The sequence below is a fragment of the Veillonella parvula genome (assembly GCF_018366295.1).
Classification (GTDB): Bacteria; Bacillota; Negativicutes; order Veillonellales; family Veillonellaceae; genus Veillonella; species Veillonella parvula_P.
The window spans coordinates 210,102-231,408 of the sequence record NZ_JAGZIJ010000001.1 but is presented as its reverse complement, the minus strand read 5'-3'; the positions used below and the strand labels follow the sequence as shown (position 1 = coordinate 231,408).

At 37.3% G+C, this 21,307-nt stretch carries 18 protein-coding genes and 1 riboswitch; of the genes, 16 read left to right on the top strand and 2 right to left on the bottom strand.

Annotated features, from left to right (window positions below; all coding sequences use genetic code 11):
• The first annotated feature begins 10 nt into the window (after nucleotides 1-10).
• The 4 genes from holA (at nucleotide 11) to KHY58_RS01140 (ending at nucleotide 5,736) form a co-directional block, all read left to right on the top strand.
• Nucleotides 11-988: a DNA polymerase III subunit delta gene (gene holA, locus KHY58_RS01155; protein ID WP_024061647.1), complete on the top strand. Its 978-nt coding sequence runs from the start codon at nucleotides 11-13 to the stop codon at nucleotides 986-988.
• A gap of 2 nt (nucleotides 989-990) precedes the next feature.
• Entirely contained in the window at nucleotides 991-4,782 is a 3,792-nt protein-coding gene (locus KHY58_RS01150; RefSeq protein WP_119562971.1) for a PolC-type DNA polymerase III, read from the top strand.
• Between the two features lie 127 nt (nucleotides 4,783-4,909).
• Nucleotides 4,910-5,221 carry a hypothetical protein gene (locus tag KHY58_RS01145; protein WP_229055772.1) on the top strand — a complete coding sequence of 104 codons (312 nt, stop codon included), beginning with the start codon at nucleotides 4,910-4,912 and terminating at the stop codon, nucleotides 5,219-5,221.
• A gap of 56 nt (nucleotides 5,222-5,277) precedes the next feature.
• Entirely contained in the window at nucleotides 5,278-5,736 is a 459-nt protein-coding gene (locus tag KHY58_RS01140; RefSeq protein WP_119562970.1) for a hypothetical protein, read from the top strand.
• Nucleotides 5,737-5,831: 95 nt separating this feature from the next.
• On the opposite strand, the gene poxB is transcribed toward KHY58_RS01140, so the two are convergent.
• Nucleotides 5,832-7,574: a ubiquinone-dependent pyruvate dehydrogenase gene (poxB, locus tag KHY58_RS01135; RefSeq protein ID WP_119562969.1), complete on the bottom strand. Its 1,743-nt coding sequence runs from the start codon at nucleotides 7,572-7,574 to the stop codon at nucleotides 5,832-5,834.
• 293 nt (nucleotides 7,575-7,867) lie between these two features.
• Nucleotides 7,868-7,983: riboswitch (FMN riboswitch) on the top strand.
• Nucleotides 7,984-8,050: 67 nt separating this feature from the next.
• On the opposite strand from poxB, the gene ribD reads away from it, so the two are divergent.
• The 9 genes from ribD to KHY58_RS01090 all read left to right on the top strand — a co-directional run bounded on the left by ribD (nucleotide 8,051) and on the right by KHY58_RS01090 (nucleotide 17,567).
• Nucleotides 8,051-9,265 carry a bifunctional diaminohydroxyphosphoribosylaminopyrimidine deaminase/5-amino-6-(5-phosphoribosylamino)uracil reductase RibD gene (gene ribD, locus KHY58_RS01130; RefSeq protein ID WP_278471586.1) on the top strand — a complete coding sequence of 405 codons (1,215 nt, stop codon included), beginning with the start codon at nucleotides 8,051-8,053 and terminating at the stop codon, nucleotides 9,263-9,265.
• Nucleotides 9,246-9,902, top strand: a complete 657-nt coding sequence (locus KHY58_RS01125; RefSeq protein WP_024061652.1) for a riboflavin synthase — start codon at nucleotides 9,246-9,248, stop codon at nucleotides 9,900-9,902. Before ribD ends, KHY58_RS01125 begins: the two co-directional genes overlap by 20 nt.
• 15 nt (nucleotides 9,903-9,917) lie before the next feature.
• Nucleotides 9,918-11,120 (top strand): bifunctional 3,4-dihydroxy-2-butanone-4-phosphate synthase/GTP cyclohydrolase II, encoded by a 1,203-nt coding sequence (locus tag KHY58_RS01120; protein WP_155086223.1) that lies wholly within the window; start codon nucleotides 9,918-9,920, stop codon nucleotides 11,118-11,120.
• A gap of 69 nt (nucleotides 11,121-11,189) precedes the next feature.
• A complete protein-coding gene (ribE, locus tag KHY58_RS01115; protein ID WP_004697404.1) occupies nucleotides 11,190-11,651 on the top strand; it encodes a 6,7-dimethyl-8-ribityllumazine synthase in 462 nt (153 codons plus the stop codon).
• A gap of 197 nt (nucleotides 11,652-11,848) precedes the next feature.
• Nucleotides 11,849-12,727: an Hsp33 family molecular chaperone HslO gene (gene hslO, locus KHY58_RS01110; RefSeq protein ID WP_021148164.1), complete on the top strand. Its 879-nt coding sequence runs from the start codon at nucleotides 11,849-11,851 to the stop codon at nucleotides 12,725-12,727.
• A 109-nt stretch (nucleotides 12,728-12,836) separates the two neighbouring features.
• Nucleotides 12,837-13,631, top strand: a complete 795-nt coding sequence (gene mtnP / locus KHY58_RS01105) for an S-methyl-5'-thioadenosine phosphorylase (RefSeq protein ID WP_021148163.1) — start codon at nucleotides 12,837-12,839, stop codon at nucleotides 13,629-13,631.
• A gap of 42 nt (nucleotides 13,632-13,673) precedes the next feature.
• Entirely contained in the window at nucleotides 13,674-14,738 is a 1,065-nt protein-coding gene (gene mtnA, locus KHY58_RS01100) for an S-methyl-5-thioribose-1-phosphate isomerase (protein WP_278471585.1), read from the top strand.
• A 175-nt stretch (nucleotides 14,739-14,913) separates the two neighbouring features.
• Nucleotides 14,914-16,158 (top strand): adenosylhomocysteinase, encoded by a 1,245-nt coding sequence (locus tag KHY58_RS01095; RefSeq protein ID WP_004697218.1) that lies wholly within the window; start codon nucleotides 14,914-14,916, stop codon nucleotides 16,156-16,158.
• 119 nt (nucleotides 16,159-16,277) lie between these two features.
• Entirely contained in the window at nucleotides 16,278-17,567 is a 1,290-nt protein-coding gene (locus tag KHY58_RS01090) for an amidohydrolase (RefSeq protein WP_278471583.1), read from the top strand.
• Between the two features lie 70 nt (nucleotides 17,568-17,637).
• Here KHY58_RS01090 and KHY58_RS01085 read toward each other — a convergent pair whose 3' ends face one another.
• Nucleotides 17,638-18,387 (bottom strand): class I SAM-dependent methyltransferase, encoded by a 750-nt coding sequence (locus tag KHY58_RS01085; RefSeq protein WP_278471581.1) that lies wholly within the window; start codon nucleotides 18,385-18,387, stop codon nucleotides 17,638-17,640.
• 147 nt (nucleotides 18,388-18,534) lie between these two features.
• On the opposite strand from KHY58_RS01085, the gene KHY58_RS01080 reads away from it, so the two are divergent.
• The 3 genes from KHY58_RS01080 (at nucleotide 18,535) to KHY58_RS01070 (ending at nucleotide 21,267) form a co-directional block, all read left to right on the top strand.
• Nucleotides 18,535-19,473 (top strand): DUF1848 domain-containing protein, encoded by a 939-nt coding sequence (locus tag KHY58_RS01080; RefSeq protein WP_278471580.1) that lies wholly within the window; start codon nucleotides 18,535-18,537, stop codon nucleotides 19,471-19,473.
• A gap of 140 nt (nucleotides 19,474-19,613) precedes the next feature.
• Complete coding sequence (locus tag KHY58_RS01075) at nucleotides 19,614-20,522, top strand: HAD family hydrolase (RefSeq protein ID WP_278471579.1); 909 nt, start codon at nucleotides 19,614-19,616, stop codon at nucleotides 20,520-20,522.
• Nucleotide 20,523: 1 nt separating this feature from the next.
• Nucleotides 20,524-21,267, top strand: a complete 744-nt coding sequence (locus KHY58_RS01070; RefSeq protein WP_278471578.1) for a DUF4241 domain-containing protein — start codon at nucleotides 20,524-20,526, stop codon at nucleotides 21,265-21,267.
• The last annotated feature ends 40 nt before the right edge of the window (nucleotides 21,268-21,307 follow it).

Genomic DNA, 21,307 nt, shown 5'->3' with positions numbered 1-21,307 from the left:
AGGAGGGAACATGGCACATATTCAACTCATCTATGGCGACGAACCACAATTAATTGAAGAAGAAAAACGTAAATTTTTAAGTGCCTATCCAGACCTTCCAGTGACTGTATTAGATGATGAGGTGGGCCCACAAAAAATAAGTGAAAAACTATGTGAAGATTCACTTTTTGGCGATCAAAAGGTCTTCTGTTTAGTTAATTTGCCTATCATTCGTAAAAGTGGCAAAAATAGTGATGCTTGGATTCCATTGTATGAACTCCTCTTGGAATATAATGGAGATAATCCTATCGTTTTGATTTATCATGATATGATTGATAAACGTATTAAGCAGAATAAAGAGATTTTAGAAAAAATACCAAATCATCAATGTAAGCGTCTTGAAGGGGCAGACCTCGTGATGTGGATACGTCAGTACTGTACGTCTAACGGCTTTAAAATGACGCCTGATGCACAGGAATATGTGGCTCATCTCATTGATTTGTGGCAAGAGGTACCTGTTTCTTTTATGAGAACTGAGTTTGACCGATATTTTTTACAGATTACTGGGGAAAAGGTTATTACCAAAGAATTTCTCGAAGAAAACGGTAGTGACTATGGAGCCAAAAACATTTTTACTTTTAAAGAGGCTCTATTAAAAAGAGATATCGATACATTACTTGAACTATTTCCATTTATGTTCGGCTATAAAGAATTAGACCGTGCTATGAGCTATATTGAGGGGCAATTACGTTTACAGTTGCTAGTTAGCGAATGTCGCCAAGTGGGTATGTCTGTTCAAGCCATACAAAACTTATGTAAGGATCATGATTCGTCATTTAAACCATATCCGATTAAGCTAGCTTACGAGGCGAGTCCGAGAATTTCAATTAAGGCTCTACGAGCTTTATTAAAAGGGCTTTATGAGATTATATTAGATAGCCGTAGCAGCAAGGGCGATATTTGGCGATTTAGAGATTTATGTATTACCTACTGTGGGTATAAGGGATAAAAATGAAAGTACGTTATCGTGTTGTACCAAAACAGAATAAGAAATCATCCTTCTATGTGAACTGTCATAGCCAACATGTGACGATTCAAGCAGCAGACTCTGCATTTTCCACATTGCTTAGTCTACGTGAAAGGTTGTCTGCATGGTATAAGGAAAAAAATATCTCTTTTGATGATATTCCAACAAATACAGATACAGCTTGTTGCTTTGCTTGGAAAGTAGATACTGAAACGGGTGAAGGGTTAGATACCTATTATTATGGCGGTGGCTGTGGTGCTGGTGAATGGATTGAAGCGGCTGAAGCACAACGTGAAGCTGAAGAGGCTAAAAATCAAGAACCTAGAGGCAAGTCTTTTGCGGGTTATGACCAACAACATGAATATGATGATGTAGACGAAGATGATTTTGCCCCATTTGTAGAAGCTATTGAATTAGGCTATTTCAACAATAGTCCAGTTGTTGTGTCTCGTTCTAATCATACGGCTGCCGAATCTAGCAGTAGTGATACTATCGCATCTGTGAGCAGTACACCTAAAGCAAGCAAAGGCTTTGGACCTAAAAAAACTACAAAATCTACGGCTAAAGGAAGTGAAGGGGATGGTAAATATCCTCGTCGTGTACCAAAGGATGCACCTACTGATGAAGGCATGATTTTAGGACCTAAAATTGAAGGGGTCACATCTAAAATCATGGGCACCTTGGATACACCTAGTGTAATTTTTGAAGGTGTCTTTGTTGGTTTAGATAAACGTGATACTAAGACGGGTAAAAGTATCGTTAACGGCAGCATTGTAGATGATACAAATAGCATTAAATTTATCAAGTTTACGAACAGTCCTGAAGAAGGGGATGAATTACTAAAACAACTAAAAGGCTTACAACGGGTTCGCGTACAAGGTAGTGTTAGCTTTGATGATCGTTTTGACAAGGATTATATTCTTTCTATTCGCAGTATTGAAGCAATAGAAACTACTAGTGTGGAACGAACTGAAAATCGTCCGGACTCTCGTGTGGAACTCCACTTACATACCAAGATGAGTGATAAAGATGCTCTTGTATCTGTAAAAGACTTGTTTAAAACAATTAAAAAATGGGGCCATCCTGCGGTGGCTATTACGGACCATGGCGTAGTACAAGCCTTCCCAGAAGCGCAAGCTCTTGGTAAGGAGTTAGGTGTTAAAGTTATCTATGGTGTAGAAGGTTACCTCATCGAAGATGAAACGGTAATAAAAGATGAAGAGCCTGTACTAGATAAAAAGAAAAAGAAAGAAAAAGATAAACGTTACCATATTATTTTATTAGCTAAGAATATGGTTGGTTTGCGTAATTTATATAAAATGATTTCCATTTCTCACCTTGAACATTACAAAGTTCGTCCGCGTTTGCCTCGCTCCGTTATTGAAGAACATCGTGAAGGTATTATCATCGGTTCTGCCTGTGAAGCAGGGGAGCTTATGCAATCCATTGTTCGTGGAGCTACAAAAGAAGAGCTTTTGGAAGTAGCATCCTTCTACGATTATCTTGAGATTCAACCACATACTAACAATACGTTTTTGGTTCGTAAAGGTCTCATGCCCGACGAGCAGGCACTTATTGATATGAATAAGACCGTTATCGAATTAGGAGAAGCCTTAAACAAACCTGTATGTGCTACTTGTGACGTTCACTACCTGACACCAGAAGAAAAAATTTATCGTGAAATCATGTTAACTGCATGTGGTTATCCAGATGCAGACGAACAGCCAGATTTACATTTACGTACTACAGATGAAATGCTTGCGTCCTTCCCTTATTTAAGCGAAGAGAAAGCATACGAAGTAGTCGTTACTAATACACGTGCTATTAATGATAGCATTGAAGATATTAAGCCAGTGCCTGATGGTACATATTCACCTAAGATTGAAGGTGCTGACGAAGCTTTCACAGAAATGTGCTATAGAAATGCGAAGGCTATTTATGGTGATCCATTGCCTCGTGTCGTACAAGAACGTCTCGATTATGAATTGGATTGTATTATTTCCAATGGTTACGGCGTATTGTATTACATCGCTCATAAGCTGGTAAAAAAATCTCTTGATGATGGGTATCTCGTAGGTTCCCGTGGTTCCGTAGGGTCATCCTTTGCCGCTACCATGTCTGAGATTACAGAGGTAAACCCATTACCGCCTCATTATGTATGCCCTAACTGTAAATATTCAGAATTCTTTGAAAAGGGTGAATATGCAGGGGGCTTTGACTTGCCTCGTAAAGACTGTCCTGAATGCGGTCATGCTTTACAAACAAATGGTCACGATATTCCATTTGCTATTTTCCTTGGTTTCGAAGGTGATAAGGTTCCAGATATTGACCTTAACTTCTCTGGTGATTACCAAGCAAAAGCTCACAAATATACGGAAGAACTATTTGGCCGTGATAATGTATTTAAAGCAGGTACAATCGGCACTATAGCAGATAAAACTGCTTTTGGTTATGTTAAAAAGTACGCCGAAATTAGAGACATTCAAGCTCGTAATGGTTTTTTTGAACATTTAGCAAAGGGCTTTACAAATGTGAAGAATACTACAGGCCAACATCCTGGTGGTATTATGGTATGTCCTCGAGATATGGATGTGCATCACTTTACGCCAATTCAACATCCAGCTAATAAAAAGGAAAGTGGCGTATTAACGACACACTTTGATTATCACTCCATTGAAGGTCGTATGACTAAGCTTGATATTCTGGGCCATGATGATCCGACCATTATTCGTATGTTAGAGGATTTGACTGGTATCGATGCTAAGACAATACCATTTGATGATCCAAAGACATTAAGCTTGTTCTCCTCTACAGAGGGGATTGGTTTAACACCTGAGCAATTGCAAGGTGACCAAGTAGCTAGCTTGGCTGTTCCAGAATGTGGCACGAAATTCGTACGGGGCATGCTTGAAGACTCTCGTCCCCAAACATTCTCTGATTTAGTTCGTATTTCTGGCTTTTCACATGGTACAAACGTATGGCTTGACAATGCGCAAGATCTCATTAAAAATGGTACTTGTAAGTTGAATGAAGCCATTTCAACACGTGACGACGTAATGAACTTCTTGATTCATCGTGGTATGGATAGAAAACATAGTTTCTTCGTAATGGAAAACGTTCGTAAAGGTAAGGGTATTGAAAAACGAAATAAACAAGGGCAAGCTACGACGGAATTTGAAGCAGAAATGCGTGAAAATAATATTCCTGAATGGTTTATTGAATCTTGTAAAAAGATTTCCTATCTATTCCCACGGGCCCATGCGGTAGCTTACGTAATGATGGCTTTCCGTATTGCTTGGTTTAAGGTATATCATCCATTGGCATTTTATGCAGCTTACTTCTCCATTCGTGCGAAAGCCTTCGATTTACGGATCATGACAGGGGACCTCAAAACACAATTGACCGAGTTTAACCGTATCAAGGCTCTTGATCGTGCTGCCAGTCCTAAAGATAAGGACCTTATGAGTGCCTTGGAAGTATCTATGGAGATGTATCAACGGGGCTATCGTTTTATTAATGTAGATATTCAACATTCCGAAGCTAGACGCTTTAGTATTAAGGATGGCGCTTTATTGCCACCATTCTTAGCCATTGATTCTCTAGGTGAAACAGTGGCTGATGCTATCGTCGAGGAAAGAAATGAACGTCCATTTACATCTCTAAAAGACTTACAACGCCGTTGTAAAGTATCAAATACCATCATTGATCTTATGAAAGACCTCAAATGCTGTGGTGAACTTCCTGAAGACGAACAAATGTCACTGTTTGGAGCATAATAAAATATAAGATAAGACTTAAATACAAAGTAAGCACTATATACCAAATGTTGATATAGTGCTTATTTTTATGTAGTTTGCTACAATATAATTAATATATATCATTGGTGCAAGGGAGTGTTATGTAATGATAAGTGGGGTATTAAAAGTTTTAGGAATCAACTCATCGGATTGTAATGATTATAAAGAACCCAAAATAAATTTGGAAGGTAATAATAGTGAATCTAACATCACTGAGGAAGTGCAAAATCACGATGTTGAACTAGAATTTTGGGATATTGAGTCTGAGGATACACCAGTACTAGAAGAATCAGATATTCCAGGTGTATACTTTAATGAATTCCTGGAATATGTAGATGAAGAGGGGAATATATTATCTCCATCAGAGGTCGATGCGATACGGTATAAAGAGGATTACGAGGATGACTATTATAGATAGAAATAATTAAAGTGTAATTTTTATCTTGTTATTATATTAAAGTAAGTTGGTGAATTATGAGAGTTCCAATATATGAAGCTTTAGCACACTATAAAAAAAATGAAGAGCTACCTTATACAGAATATTTTGGATTAGGATTTTTTTCTGATATATCATTAGCTGAAGAGGCTCTAGTTGAATCTAAAATATTGTCTGGATTTTCTAAGTTAAATGATGATTCCTTTTCTATAAAAACTCACTATTTAAATGATTGTACTCATATAGGTGATGATATTAACTATGAAATAGTAAATAACAAAATTTATGGTGTTTGGTATGATTACGATATAGATCCATATTATTCCAGTTCTGGATACATAGGTTTATTTAGCACTTTAGAATATGCAGAGAAAGCATTAGATTGGTATAAGACCTGGGATATATTTAATGTATATGGTTTAGATTGTTTAGGAATTGATACAATTACTCTCAATTTAAGGGGCTGGACTGAAGGTTTTATAACAGTATATGATTAAAATTATGCAATAAAAGAGGTGTCATCATTTGATGACGCCTCTTTTTGAAAGTTTTGCAGTTTATTTATTTTGGCAGATTTTGTAAATTGGCAATATTAGTATAGGGATTTATATTTCATCCAGTTTGTTTTGGCCATTTCTTTAAGCTCTGTACCACGGCCATCAAGGATTGCATTGATCAAGTATTTGCTGAAGCCCTTAGCTTGTTGATATGCAATTTTAGGAGGCATAGCAAGTTCTTGTTTATCTACGCGAACATTAACGATGACTGGGCCATTATGGTTAAGGGCTTCCATGATTTTTTCATCAACTTCGCTAGAGTTATGAATGCTCACACCTTTGATACCAGCAGCTTCAGCAAGTTTACCGAAATCTGGATTTACAAAGTCTGTAGCGTAGTCTAGATAACCAGAAGCTTTCATTTCCATAGCGATAAAGCTAAGTTCTTCGTTATTGAATACAAAGATTTTAACTGGTAAGTTAAGTTGTTTTAATGTTAACATTTCGCCCATCATCATTGTAAAGCCACCATCACCAGAGAGGGAGATGACTTGACGGTTAGGACATGCATTTTGAGCACCAATAGCATGCATCATAGCATTCGCCATAGACCCATGGTTATAGGAACCTAAGATGCGACGTTTACCATTTGTTTTTAAGTGACGAGCAGTCCAAATAACTGGAGTACCTACGTCAAAGGTAAAGATTGCGTCTTCTGCTGCTAGTTTATTGAGGCGATTTACGAAGTATTGAGGGTGAATTGCTACACCATCTGGTTCAGCTACGGCATAACTATCTAAATCAGCTCTAAATTTTGTATATGCTTTACGTACAGTATCAATAAATTCAGTATCACCACGTTGGCCTACAAGAGGTAATAATTCTTTTAACGTATCTTTTACAGTACCAATGATACCTTGTGTAAGAGGTACGCGACGACCTAAAGCACTAGGATCTCTATCTACTTGTATTACTTTCGCATTTTCTGGATAGAATGGACGATAAGGGAAGTCTGTACCAAGCATTACCAATGTATCACATTGTTCAATAGCACGGTAGCCAGATGTATAGCCTAATAGGCCAGTCATACCTACATCATATGGATTATCCCATTCAACCCATTCTTTACCTCTGAAAGCATGTACAACCGGTGCTTGTAAGCGTTTTGCTAATTCTACTACTTCGTCATGAGCACCTTCACAGCCGGCACCACAGAATAGGGTAATACGTTTGCCTGTTTCTAAATGAGCCGCCATTTCTTCAATATCTTCTCGTTGTGGAACGATATGAGGTAAACGAGGTGGGTTCCACACAGGTAATTCATCAATTTCCATTTCCATAACTGCAACGTCCCCAGGAAGAACGATAACAGCAACATCTTGGTTACCAACAGCAGCGTTCATAGCACGGAATAGAATTTCCGGCATTTGTTTAGGATTGGATACAAGTTCGCAGAAACAAGAACATTCTTTAAATAAGTTTTCTGGATGTGTTTCTTGGAAATAGTTCAAACCTACTTCAGATTGAGGAATGTGAGAAGCAATGGCCAATACTGGAACACGATTGCGATGGCAGTCGAAGAGACCATTAATTAAGTGTAAGTTGCCAGGACCAGAGCTACCAGCACATACAGTTAGTTTATGAGTTAGGGATGCTTCTGCACCGGCAGCAAAGGCTGCTGTTTCTTCATGTCGTACATGTTCAAAAGCAATTTTACCATTGCGGCGTAAACTATCATTTACAGAGTTTAGACTATCTCCAGTGATACCGTAAATGCGTTCGATGCCCGCATTGGCTAAGACTTCTATAAGTACATCAGAAATTCGTTTTTTTGCCATATTATCACCTATATTTAATAATTACTATCATTAAAATATGGTTATCCAAACCATATATACTATATTAGACTTGTTTAACTTGTAATTATGTGATAAAAGTTACTATTTACTGTATACATAGTTTATATATGTTTATATTAAAAGTAAATATATATTATTATTTATATTGTTCTAGTATTTGTGTTCTAAAAATTATATTTTAATTAAATTATTTAATATTCTTTCTCAATACAAAACTATTATTCTTGCATAACATTAATAAAAGTGTTACTATTAATTCATAAACAAAATAGATAAGTCTTTGGGGATAGGTGAAATTCCTTACCGGCGGTAAAGTCCGCGAACCTTTTTGGTATGAATCGGTGCAATTCCGATACCGACAGTAGAGTCTGGATGAGAAAAGACGAGGCACGTTTGTTGTGCGCATTTATGATGACCCAAGGACTATGTAATAGTCCTTTTTTTATTGAGGTGATATGGTGGATGACGTAGTATATATGAAGCGCGCCATTGAACTGGCAAAATTAGCCACAGGTCACACCTCACCAAATCCTTTGGTTGGTGCTGTTGTGGTAAAAGATAATACAATAATCGGTGAAGGTTATCACCATAAAGCTGGTACAGCTCATGCTGAGGTGCATGCACTAAATCAAGCAGGTGATAATGCCAAAGGTGCTACTTTATACGTAACATTAGAGCCATGTTCCCATTATGGAAAAACACCACCTTGTGCGCTTCGTATCATTGAGGCTGGTATAGCTAAAGTAATAGTAGGTAGTACGGATCCAAATCCACTAGTTTCTGGAAAAGGAATGGAGTTACTTCGTGAAGCAGGTATTGAGGTTGTTTGCCCCGTATGTAGTGATGAATGTGCTGAACTAAATGAGCATTTCTTTACCTATATACAGACAGGTAAGCCTTTTGTCACTCTAAAAAGTGCTATGTCACTAGATGGGAAAATTGCTACATCTACTGGACAATCTCAATGGATTACAAATGAGTCCTCTCGTCGTGATGGACATGTGTTGCGTGCCACGCATGATGCCATGCTCGTTGGAATTGGTACAATTTTGGCAGATAATCCACAGTTAAATTGTCGTTTAACGGATAGTGAATTATCAGATGCGTTATTAGATAAAAGCATACTTGATGAACCGATTACGATTCATCAACCAAATGTAATTATCTTGGATAGTCTTGGTAGAACACCTACTACTAGTCGTGTCTTTGAAATAAATAATCGCAAGATTCATATATTCGTATCTAAAGGTTGTCCTAAGGATCGGATACAAGCCTTAGAACAAGTTGGTGCTCAAGTAACCGTAGTAGAATCTATTTCTACTCGTAAAAGCAAGAGCACAGACATTGTCATAGATATTAAGAAATTATCTATCGATGATATTCTTACAAAACTAGGTGAACTAGGTTACACATCTATTCTTGTTGAAGGTGGATCTGCAATTATCAGTTCCTTTGTGGAAACGAAGAACTTTGATAAGGTCGTAATATATATTGGAAATACCATTATTGGTGGTAACGATGCAACACCTGCTGTAGGAGGTCGAGGTTTTGAAAGTTTAGAGGTTTCACCGCAATTAACTTTTACCAAGACTAAAGTATTAGATAATAACATTCGCATTGAAGCGTATCGTCAAGGAAGGAGGGGCACTTATGTTCACGGGAATCGTTGAAGAAATCGGCCGCATCGAGAACATTAAAAAGGGCCCTAAATCCTTAGCCATAACAATTCGAGGAGAAAAAATTTTTAGCGATTTAAAAGTTGGTGATTCCGTAGCTGTTAATGGGGTGTGCTTGACGGCCACAACGATTGGCAATAGTATATTTACAGCGGATGTGATGCCAGAATCCATTAAGATGACTACGTTTACTAATTTGAAAGTCCATCAACCAGTCAACTTAGAGCGAGCTATGCTTGCTAATGGTAGATTTGGTGGTCACATTGTGGCAGGCCATGTAGATGGTACAGGTCGTATTATTAATCGTGAACAAACCGATAATGCCATTATCTTTACTATCGAGGCTCCAAAATCTGTTATGGATTATGTTATCTATAAGGGCTCCATTACCATCGATGGGATTAGCCTCACTATTATGCGACGAACAGACAGCAGTTTTTCCGTCTCTATCATTCCTCACACTTTGAGTGAAACTATTTTAGGTTTTGCTCATATTGGAACAGAGGTCAATTTAGAAACGGATATTGCTGGACGATATATTCGTCATTTTATGAATCTTGGTAGTGAACCTACCGAAGAAAAGCCTAAAAAATCTATGCAATCCCTCTTAGTAGAGAATGGATTTATATAAGTAAGGAGCGTTCCTATGAGCGAACAATTACATTCTATTAATGAGGTCTTACAAGACCTTAAAGCTGGTAAACCTGTTATTATCGTTGATGATGAAAGCCGTGAAAACGAAGGCGATCTTATCATTGCTGCAGAGTTTGCGACGCAAGAAAACATTAACTTCATGGTTAAATACGCTCGCGGTATCGTATGTACGCCTATGCGCCGCGAAGCGTTAGAAAAACTTGGCATTCCTGCAATGGTTACCAAAAATACTGATAACCATGAAACTGCTTTTACTGTGACTGTGGATCATGTAGATACTACAACAGGCGTATCTCCTGCAGAGCGTGCTTATACAATTCAAAAACTATTAGATCCTAATGCGAAACCTCAAGATTTCCGTCGTCCAGGTCACGTATTTCCACTTGTATATAAAGAGGGCGGCGTATTGGTACGTCAAGGTCATACTGAGGCATCTATCGACCTTTGTCGCCTAGCAGGGTTACAAGAGGCTGCCGTTATTTGTGAAATTACTAAAGACAATGGCGATATGGCCCGTTTGCCAGATCTTATGAAATTTGCTAAGGAGCATGACTTGAAAATTGCTTCTGTAGCAGAACTTATAGAATATCGTAAACAACATGAAGATATGGTTGAGCTTGGTGCTTGTTCTAAGTTGCCTACTAAATTTGGTGATTTTAATATCTTTGTATTTAAAAATGAATTAGATCATAAAGAGCATTTAGCTATCGTAAAGGGCAATGTTCAAGATTGTAGCGATGTGCTTGTACGTATTCATTCTGAATGTTTAACAGGCGATGTATTTGGTTCTAAGCGCTGTGATTGTGGCGAACAATTAGACAATGCGTTGCGCGCTATTGAAAAAGAAGGCAAAGGCGTTGTTGTATATATGCGACAAGAGGGCCGTGGCATTGGTTTGACCAATAAAATTAAAGCCTATGCATTACAAGAACAGGGCCTTGATACAGTAGAAGCAAATGAACAATTAGGCTTCCCTGCAGATATGCGTGAATACTCCTTAGCGGCTCAAATTATCCGTTTCTTGGGTATTAAAAGCATCCGCTTATTAACTAACAATCCCGAAAAGCGTCATGGCTTAGAACATTGGGGAATCAATGTAACTAGCCGTGTACCACTCATCATTGCTGCAAATAAATTTAATGCAGGCTATTTAAAAACAAAAGAAGAGAAAATGGGTCATATGTTAGAAGACTAATTAACTTTCACCATATAACTCGGTCGTTACATATATATTTCCTTAGATGGAATAAAGGAGGTCAATATAATGATGGTTCAAGAAGGTAACTTATTAGGTACTGGTAAGAAATTTGCTATTATCGGTTCTCGTTTCAACGAGTTCATTACATCTAAATTAATCGGAGGCGCTGAAGATTGTTTACTTCGTCACGATGTTAAACAAGAGGATATTACAGTAATTTGGGTTCCAGGTGCTTATGAGATTCCTTTGATTGCTAAGAAAGCAGCTTTATCTGGTCGTTATGATGCAGTTATTTGTGTAGGTGCTGTTATTCGTGGGGCCACTACTCATTATGATTATGTATGCAACGAAGTAGCCAAAGGTATCGCACATGTATCTTTGGAAACTGGTATTCCTGTTATGTTTGGTGTAGTAACTACTGAAAACATTGAGCAAGCTATCGAACGCGCAGGTACAAAAGCGGGTAATAAAGGTTATGATTGTGCGATGGGTGCAATCGAAATGGTTAACCTTATCGATCAAATCTAAGAATTGTATATATAACACTCAGTATCTTATGGTACTGGGTGTTTTTATATCATCGAAAATATGTTCTTTTAAATTTAAATAAGACTAGACGAACATATATTCTCTATTATTGAAAGTTAAATATTTGACATGATATACTATATAAGCAATATAAAAGTAATACCTTAATAAAATCAGTAGAAATAAGGAATGATAGAATGGATTATATAAAACGTTTTACAACCCGAGAAGGGGTTCGTATGTCTTTAGCTGTAACAACCGATACAGTTGAAACAGCTCGTGTACGTCATGATTTATGGCCTGTAGCAACAGCTGCTTTAGGTCGTGCTATGACGGGAGCTATTTTATTAGCTGGGGATTTTAAAAACCATGAAAACGTAAGTCTTCGTATTAAAGGTGATGGTCCACTAGGTGTAGTTCATGTAGATGCATTCTCTGATAATACGGTTCGAGGCTATGTAGATGATCCACATGTTGATGTACCTTTAAAGCATGCTGGTAAGCTTGATGTTGGTTCTGCCGTAGGTCATAATGGGGAAGTGCAAGTGACTCGTTTCACGCAGTTAGCGCAAGACTATACTTCTACAAGCCCGATTCAAAGTGGTGAAGTAGCAGAGGATTTGGCATATTATTTATATGCATCTGAACAAGTACCGTCTACGATTAGTTTAGGTGTATTAGTAGATCCAGATTACCATACGGTTGTAGCTGGAGGTTTTATCGTACAAGCCTTACCGGATGCTACAGATGAAGCATTAGCACAAGTAGAAAAGAATATTAATGAACTTGGTCCTATTACAGAATATTTGAAAGCAAACCCAGATGGTAAAGGTCTTATGGAACGTGTTCTCGATGGTTTAACTGTGAATGAAGTATATAATGAACCAATTCATTTCCAATGTCGTTGTGGTCGTGATCGCTTTGCCAGTGTGCTAATGACATTACGTGAAGAAGATAAGAATGCTATTTTGGAAGATGACGTAACAGAGCTTGTTTGCCATTATTGTAATGAAAAATATCATTTCACACGTGAAGAGTTACAAGATATGTTCATCCCAAAAGGTCCAATTCAATAAAAACTTTATAATATGTAGAAAAAATACAGGCTACTAGGTTTTTCCTATAGCCTGTTTTTCTATTCTATGAGAAAATAAAAGATAGAGTTATTAATAATAGGAGGTCACAATGAGTGCAATTGGCATAATTGGTGGTACTGGTGTTTATGATCCGTCCATCTTTGAAAATATTCATGAAGAATCCTTAATGACACCATATGGTGAAATAGATTATGTACAAGGTACATACCATGGGAAAACTGTAATCTTTGTAGCTCGTCACGGCAAAGATCATACAATTCCTCCACACAAAATTAACTATCGTGCTAATATTTGGGGCCTCAAAAAACTAGGCGTTACATTTATTATCTCCACGACAGCAGTAGGTTCTTTAAATGAGAACTTTAAGCCAGGTCATTTTGTGTTGACTGACCAATTCTTAGATTTTACAAAGAACCGCATCACTACGTTTTATGAAGGTGGGGACCGTCCAGTGGCACATCTTGATGTAACAAATCCATACTGCCCTGAATTACGTGATATTCTTCAAAAGGTAGGTACGGAACAAGGCCTTACGATACATAATGGCGGTACCTATGTATGTACTGAAGGCCCTCGTTTTGAGACTCCTGCAGAAATCAAAATGTTCCACATGCTCGGTGGCGATACAGTAGGTATGACAAATGTACCGGAAGTAAATTTAGCGAATGAAGCTGAAATGGCATATGCTACGATCTCTATGATTACCAACTATGCAGCAGGTATTTCTGAATCTGCTTTGACACATGCGGAAGTTGTAGAAATGATGGGCAATATGGCGGCTCAACTAAAATCTCTTATCTTAGGAGCTATTGATGCAATCGATGTGGATGCTCGTTATGATGCTCATAATCGCATGCATGAATATGGTGGTTTTAAACTATAATCAACTCATAATGATACACAATAGTTTATCGAAGGAGAAGTTATGATTAATATTGAATGGCGTAAAGATACGCTGGTACTATTAGATCAAACTAAATTGCCTACTGAAATTACATACGTTCACTGTACAGATTGGCGCCAAGTGGCCGAAGCTATTAAAATGCTTCGCGTTCGTGGCGCACCTGCTATTGGCGTAGCTGCTAGTTATGGTCTCATTTTAGCTGCTATGGAAGCAGGACGTTTAGAGGCGCCATTTAGTGAACAACTTACAAGCTTATATGAGTTTAGTGAGATCTTAAAAGAAACTCGCCCTACGGCAATCAACTTAGCTTGGGCTGTAGATCGTGTCATTTCTCTTGTGAAAACTAATGTTGACAGTATGTCCTCAATGAGTGAAGTAGTAGACCTCATTACAAAAGAGGCTATTATCATTCACGAAGAAGATGTGTCTTTGAATAGACGTATGGCCGAAGCAGGTTCTACATTATTTGAAGGTAAAAAGAATATTCGCATCTTAACTCATTGTAATGCGGGTGCACTAGCTACAGGTGGTCTAGGAACAGCACTTGGTGTTGTTCGTAAATTACATGAAAATGGACAACTGGAACACGTGTATGCTGATGAAACACGTCCATTATTACAAGGTGCTCGACTCACAGCCTTTGAACTTTACGAGGATGGTATTCCTATTACTCTTGAAACAGATAATATGGCAGCCTATGCGATGCAACATGGATTAATTGATGCCGTTATCGTCGGTGCTGACCGCATCACTACAAAAGGGGATGTAGCCAATAAGATTGGTACCTATGGTGTGGCTGTACTAGCTAAATTCCACAATATTCCGTTTTATGTAGCCGCTCCTTATAGTACATTTGATTTTACTTTGGAAAATGGTAGCGATATTCCTATTGAGATGCGTAACGATGATGAAGTAACCGCTTTACACGGTGTTCAAACAGCCCCTAGTGGTATTGATGTACTTAATCCTGCATTTGATGTAACACCTCATGAACTTGTAACAGCGATTATCACCGAAGAGGGAGTATTGACTCCAAATTATGAAGAATCAATCGGTAAGCTACGCCAGATTGTAGAATCTAAATAATCTATTATCTTAATGATTAGCTTATTAAGCATTCAAAATATAAGCAATATATTATCTATATAAGTAAGTATCTACAACGATATTAACAACATTATATAATATCAATAAATCTAAGTAGATTTACTATCAACTATTTATTTTATTGTATCTACTTGTATGAGTAAAAGGAGATATTATGCAATCTTTAATTAGAGACATAAATTTAGCAACAGAAGGTCGCAAAAAAATTGATTGGGTTTCTAACTTTATGCCTACATTAAACACATTAGGTGACCGTTTTGAAGCAGAACAAACTTTCAAAGGCCAAACAATTGTTGTTAGTGTTCACTTGGAAGCAAAAACAGCATACCTTGCGACTGTATTAAAACGCGGTGGTGCAGATGTAATTGTAACGGGCTCCAATCCGTTGTCTACACAAGACGATGTAGCTGCAGGTCTTGTAGATATGGGCATTACTGTATATGCTTGGTACGATTGTACTGATGAAGAATATTTTAACTTCCTCCATAAAGCACTTGATCATAAACCACATATTATCATTGATGATGGTGGTGATTTAGTAAATCTATTGCATACTACACGACAAGATGCAAAAGAACGTTTGTTAGGGGGGAGTGAAGAAACTACAACAGGTGTACATCGTTTATATGCATTAGAGAACGCTAAACAATTAACATTCCCTATGATTGCTGTAAATGACTCTTACTGTAAATATCTTTTCGATAATCGCTATGGTACAGGTCAGTCCGTTTGGGATGGTATCATGCGCACTACGAACTTGACTGTAACAGGTAAGAACGTTGTTGTTGCTGGTTATGGCTGGTGTGGTAAAGGCGTTGCGATGCGCGCAAAAGGCCTTGGTGCACACGTATATGTAACTGAAGTAGATCCAATTAAAGCTATAGAGGCTGTATTTGATGGCTTCAAAGTATTGCCTATGATTGAAGCCGCTAAGGTTGGGGATATCTTCTGTACTGTAACAGGTTGTAAAGATGTTATTGTAAAAGAGCATTACAAAGTGATGAAAGATAAAGCTATCTTATGTAATGCTGGTCACTTTGACTGCGAAGTGAATGTTTCTGATCTTACTGAACTTGCTGTAAGCCACGAAAGGGTTCGCCAAAACATCGAAGGCTATACTATGTCTGATGGTCGTAAACTCTATGTATTGGCTGAAGGCCGTCTAGTAAACCTTGCAGCTGGCGATGGTCACCCTGCAGAAATTATGGACTTGTCATTTGCTATGCAAGCCCTTGCTGCAGAGTATATCTTGAAAAACGGTAAAGAAATGGATCCAAAAGTATACGTATTGCCTCATGAATTAGATGTGGAAATCGCTAAACTTAAGTTGAACTCCATGGGCTATGACTTAGATTCTTTAACACAAGAACAAATCGATTATCTAACAAAAGTAAACTAATACTGTATTGAAATATGATGGTTTCTGGAATACATTTTGTATCCAAACTATTACTAGCTTTCAAATTAAACAAATATAACCGAGCTATTATGGCTCGGTTATACCTATGAGGGAAGACTATGTCTGATTTATTGATTACTCATGTAGACGTCCTCACCGATGAGGGTGTTCTTAAAAATCATGCCATTGAAATTGAACATGGCTATATTACAGCTATTTTAAAGGATAGTGAAGCTATTAAGGCAAAAGATGTTGCTGAGGAAGTACTAGATGGTAAAGGCCAATTGGCAGCGCCAGGTCTTGTAAATACGCACACTCATATTGCGATGGGGCTATTTAGAAACTATGCAGATGATCTTGAGCTTATGGAATGGCTTGAAACAGCAATTTGGCCAACAGAAGCAAAACTAAACGACGATTATGTCCGTTATGGCACACAACTTGGCATTGCTGAAATGTTGCGCACGGGTACCACAACTTTTAGCGACATGTATTTCTTTATGAATACTACAGCTGAGGTGGTAGAAGAAACAGGTATTCGATCTGTATTATCTCGTGGCTTAGCGGGTGTATCTCCAACAGCAGATCAAGCATTAGTTGAAAATGCTGATTTATTCCGCACTTGGAATGGCTTTGATAATGACCGCATCAAAGTGTTGCTTGGACCACATGCTCCATATACTTGTCCCGATGCTTACATGGAAAAGGTTATCGCCTTATCTCATGAGTTAAACTGTGGTATTCACATGCATTTGTCCGAAACTAAAGGGGAAGTGGAGAATGTTATAAAAGCTACAGGTAAAACTCCTATCGCTCATATGCATGAATTAGGTCTATTCTGGAATACTACATTGGCCGCACACTGTGTTCATGTTACAGACGAAGATATGGCTATTATGGCAGAAAATAATGTATCAGTAGCACATAATCCGCAATCTAACCTTAAATTAGCTAGTGGTATTGCACCTGTTCCTGAAATGATTGCTAAAGGTATTACTGTTGGTCTTGGCACAGATGGTTCCGCTTCTAATAATAATGCTGATATGCTTGAAGAAGTACGCCTTGCAGCTACATTGCATAAAGCACGACTCTATGATCCTAAAGCCATTCCTGCACAAGCAGCTTGGAATATGGGCACTATAGAAGGCGCAAAAGCACTTGGCTATAGAGACCTTGGTGTATTAGCGAAAGGCTATCGTGCAGATATCGTGTTATATGACGTATCTGGTATGCACTGGATGCCTCGTTACAATGATTTAGCAGCTCTTGTATACTCTGCTAATAGCTCCGATGTAAATACTACAATTGTGGGTGGTAAAGTTCTTATGAAAGACAAAGAACTGCTTACAATTGATGAAGAAAAACTACGGGCAGAGATTGATAAAGCTCAGGTATATTTTAGTAATTAGCAGTTAATCTAAATACAAAACCCACTCATGATAATCATAGAGTGGGTTTTGTGTTATATATTATATAGATTTATTTAATTACTTTCACCAAGAACATTGGTACAGGAATATAAAATTCATCTTCTTCGCTGTAAATACGAGGGCCTACTGTGGGATCAATTGATACAGAGCTAGCACCTAATTTAGTGAGCAGTTCTTTATCCCATTCTGGTCGTGTATAAGAAGAAATCTCGAGCATATGATAAATGGTATGACATCGTTCTTTTAATTCCTTACTAACATGTTCGTGAGCATGATGAACGGATTGCGGTAAATCATGGTGATTACGAGCATGTTCCGCATCATAATTGAGAATTAAACCACCTGAGCGAATAACGCGTAACCATTCGGCATAGGCTTTATCTGGATGAGGTAAGTTCCACGTCACATTACGAGCTACAACGATATCAAAGGTATTAGTATCAAAGCTAAGATTTTCTGCATCCATTACGGAGAAAGTTGCATCACAATCTAGCGACTGTGCTAGTTGATTCGCTTCATCTATCATATTGGGCGTAATATCAATGCCATGCACTGTATGACCTAGTTGAGATAGGATGATGCTGAAAAATCCAGCTCCACAACCAATATCTAATATACGTAAAGATCTATCAAAATCAAATATATGACTTGTTAATTCGTCTATCCATAATTTTAGTTTTGGACTTTCCAATTCTTTAGCGCGTAAAGCACCAAAATCTTTAGCCCGATCTGTCCAATAGGATGTAATAAAGTCTTTATCATCTTTCATAGGGTGATTGCGTTCAAAAATATCGTTCATATTTTACTTCTCCTCATATTCTATAGTATTTATAGTATCATAAAATAATAACGAACTATACAGCAAAAATCACATTAATTCCATAAATACTAACTATGAGGTATGATATAATACTTCTATGTTTTATTTTAAGGAAAGGGCAGGGCTATGATATTACAGACTGGACAACGTACAGATATTCCTGCTTTTTATGGCCAATGGCTAATCAATCGTGTCCGTGAAGGGTTTGTAGATGTTCGTAATCCATATAATCCGCTACAGGTGACTCGGTATCCTATTAATCAAGAGGTAATAGATGGCATTGCATTTTGTACTAAGAATCCTTTACCATTTATTCCACTACTAAATGAAATTGTTGACTACAGACAATACTGGCATATGACAATAACGCCTTATGGAACTGATATTGAGCCCTATGTACCACCTTATGCTTCTGTTATAGAGGGATTTAAACACATATCCAAACTGCTTACTCCACAATCTATTGTATGGCGCTATGATCCTATCATTTTAACCAATGAGTATACAGTAGATTTTCATTTTGAAAGCTTTTATATAATGGCCAAGTCCCTTAAAGATTATACAGATACAGTTGTTGTTAGCTTTTTAGATATATTTGATAAGGTGGCTCAGAATTTCCCAGAAGGGTACAGACCGAGTTTAGATGTTCAAAATAAGATTATTAAAGAATTTCTATCCATAGCTCGTTCTCATCATATGACTCTCAAAACCTGTGGAGAAGGGCATATCTTTAAAGAAATTGGTGCTGATACGGAGGGGTGCCTTACTTTAGATTGTTATGAAAGGGCCTGGAATATAAAATTAAAAGCACCAAAACGTACGCCAGCACGACCAGAATGTAATTGTTATTTACATGGTGATATTGGTGCCTACGATAGCTGTAGCCACTTTTGCCGTTATTGTTATGCCAATACTAATCAAGCAGCAGTTCGATATAATCGTTTACATCATGATCCAAATTCTAGCTTACTTATTGGAAAACTTTCAAAAAGAGAAATTATCAAAGAAAGTTCGGAGAAGAGCTGGATTGTAGAGGAAACTATAAAACAAGATAGCTTATTTTAAGCAAAATTACTAGAAATTACTAAATTAAATGAATTGACTTACCGTGTAAAATAGATACCAAAGGGGTTGTCAAGAAGGAATCTTAGGAATATAAGAGAGTGTAAATGTATTTTTTGTTTAATTTAAAAGGAGGTGCATTTATGATAACGTATAAGAAAGATAGTAAAGATAATTTACAATCATCTGACTCATCTATGCCCGTGTTAGCAATGTGTTACGACTTTGATAAGACATTAACCCCTGACGATATGCAGGCACAAGGTTTCATTCAATCGGTAGGCTATAACGAAGAGCAAATCAAACAATTTTGGCATGAATCAAATCAATTGGCTAAAAAACATGATATGGATAATAACTTAGCCTATATGTACAAAATGATTCAAGAAGCTGTAGGCCATTTCTATGTAACAAAAGATAAACTCATGGAATACGGCAATCAAGTAGAATTATACGAAGGGGTACGGACTTGGTTTGAACGTATTCGCGAATATGGCTTAGAACAAGGCGTTAAGATTGAACATTATATTATTTCGTCTGGCTTAAAAGAGATGATCGAAGGCACTGAAATGGCAAAAGAGGGGGCTTTCACCAAAATCTATGCCAGTGCATTTATGTTTGATGATAAAGGTGTAGCTGTTTGGCCTGCACAAGCCATTAACTATACGAATAAGACACAATTTTTGTTCCGTATTCAAAAAGGAATTCTTGATATTAATGATACTGGTGTTAATGATTACATTAAGCCTGAAAATCAACGAGTGCCGTTCCGTAACATGATTTATATTGGGGATAGCGATACAGATATTCCTTGTATGAGTCTTGTGAACGCTAATGGGGGTCATTCTATAGGTGTATATGATCCATTTAAGAAAGATAAAGAAAAGGTATATAAGATGATGCGTCATCATCGTATCCGTTATTATGCACCTGCAGACTATACAAATGGTTCTAAACTAGATACATTAGTAAAGCAAATTATACGTAAAACCGCAGCCTACGAAGTATTAGAAGGCGAATATATTCATTGTAAATACGAAGCCGAGGAGTAATATGGAACAATCTAAATTAACTAGCGAATGGATTCAAACCTTTAACCGATTAGGTTCCGAAGGTAAATTAAAACCTACCGTACCATATCATGATTTATTTAACAGAAAAGAGTTAAAAGGATTTCCGTTACACACATTACCCATGTGGACGGTAAATTTTCCAACAGGATATATTACGTGTTGTGATCCTCTAGTAACATTGCCAAGTAAACCAGATACATATCTTAGACAGGTAACACCAGGTACGTATCTGTTAGATACTAAGATAATCGAAATGGAACCAAATGAATATCGTTATGTAGCTAGTCGAGTTGTTTTTAGCGGTAATGAGCCTGTATATTACGAATTAGCATTAAAAGGGACTGAAGACTTAACCGATTTAGATGATGGGGATACCTATATTGGATTTCCTGTAGATTCGGGTTTAGCTACAATTGTAGATGCACAAACAATTGAAACATATAATAAGTTTTATGAACAATGGCATATAAACTATCCTGAAAAAAATATATACGATGACTATTATAGTGATTTATTCCAATTAAATGCTATGGCCTATCCACAATACCAACGTTCTAAAGGTGATTGGATTAACTTTACAATTCCTGATACAGAATTGACAGTACCGATGATTCAATCTGGATTTGGTGATGGTTTATATCCAGTATACTGGGCATTTGATAAAGATGGTCAAATCTGTCAAATTATTATGGAATACATTGATTGTAGCGAAGCATATGAATAATACACTGGGTGTATAGTTAAGGAACTAATTTTATAAATCA

Coding starts and splice junctions, on each gene's coding strand:
- KHY58_RS01085 (WP_278471581.1), bottom strand. CDS start 18,387: ATGAACGATATTTTTGAACGCAATCACCCTATGAAAGATGATAAAGAC.
- KHY58_RS01070 (WP_278471578.1), top strand. CDS start 20,524: ATGGAACAATCTAAATTAACTAGCGAATGGATTCAAACCTTTAACCGA.
- KHY58_RS01080 (WP_278471580.1), top strand. CDS start 18,535: ATGATATTACAGACTGGACAACGTACAGATATTCCTGCTTTTTATGGC.
- poxB (WP_119562969.1), bottom strand. CDS start 7,574: ATGGCAAAAAAACGAATTTCTGATGTACTTATAGAAGTCTTAGCCAAT.
- KHY58_RS01075 (WP_278471579.1), top strand. CDS start 19,614: ATGATAACGTATAAGAAAGATAGTAAAGATAATTTACAATCATCTGAC.
- hslO (WP_021148164.1), top strand. CDS start 11,849: ATGGATTATATAAAACGTTTTACAACCCGAGAAGGGGTTCGTATGTCT.
- mtnA (WP_278471585.1), top strand. CDS start 13,674: ATGATTAATATTGAATGGCGTAAAGATACGCTGGTACTATTAGATCAA.
- ribE (WP_004697404.1), top strand. CDS start 11,190: ATGATGGTTCAAGAAGGTAACTTATTAGGTACTGGTAAGAAATTTGCT.
- KHY58_RS01090 (WP_278471583.1), top strand. CDS start 16,278: ATGTCTGATTTATTGATTACTCATGTAGACGTCCTCACCGATGAGGGT.
- KHY58_RS01140 (WP_119562970.1), top strand. CDS start 5,278: ATGAGAGTTCCAATATATGAAGCTTTAGCACACTATAAAAAAAATGAA.
- KHY58_RS01145 (WP_229055772.1), top strand. CDS start 4,910: ATGATAAGTGGGGTATTAAAAGTTTTAGGAATCAACTCATCGGATTGT.
- KHY58_RS01150 (WP_119562971.1), top strand. CDS start 991: ATGAAAGTACGTTATCGTGTTGTACCAAAACAGAATAAGAAATCATCC.
- holA (WP_024061647.1), top strand. CDS start 11: ATGGCACATATTCAACTCATCTATGGCGACGAACCACAATTAATTGAA.
- KHY58_RS01120 (WP_155086223.1), top strand. CDS start 9,918: ATGAGCGAACAATTACATTCTATTAATGAGGTCTTACAAGACCTTAAA.
- KHY58_RS01125 (WP_024061652.1), top strand. CDS start 9,246: ATGTTCACGGGAATCGTTGAAGAAATCGGCCGCATCGAGAACATTAAA.
- ribD (WP_278471586.1), top strand. CDS start 8,051: ATGGTGGATGACGTAGTATATATGAAGCGCGCCATTGAACTGGCAAAA.
- mtnP (WP_021148163.1), top strand. CDS start 12,837: ATGAGTGCAATTGGCATAATTGGTGGTACTGGTGTTTATGATCCGTCC.
- KHY58_RS01095 (WP_004697218.1), top strand. CDS start 14,914: ATGCAATCTTTAATTAGAGACATAAATTTAGCAACAGAAGGTCGCAAA.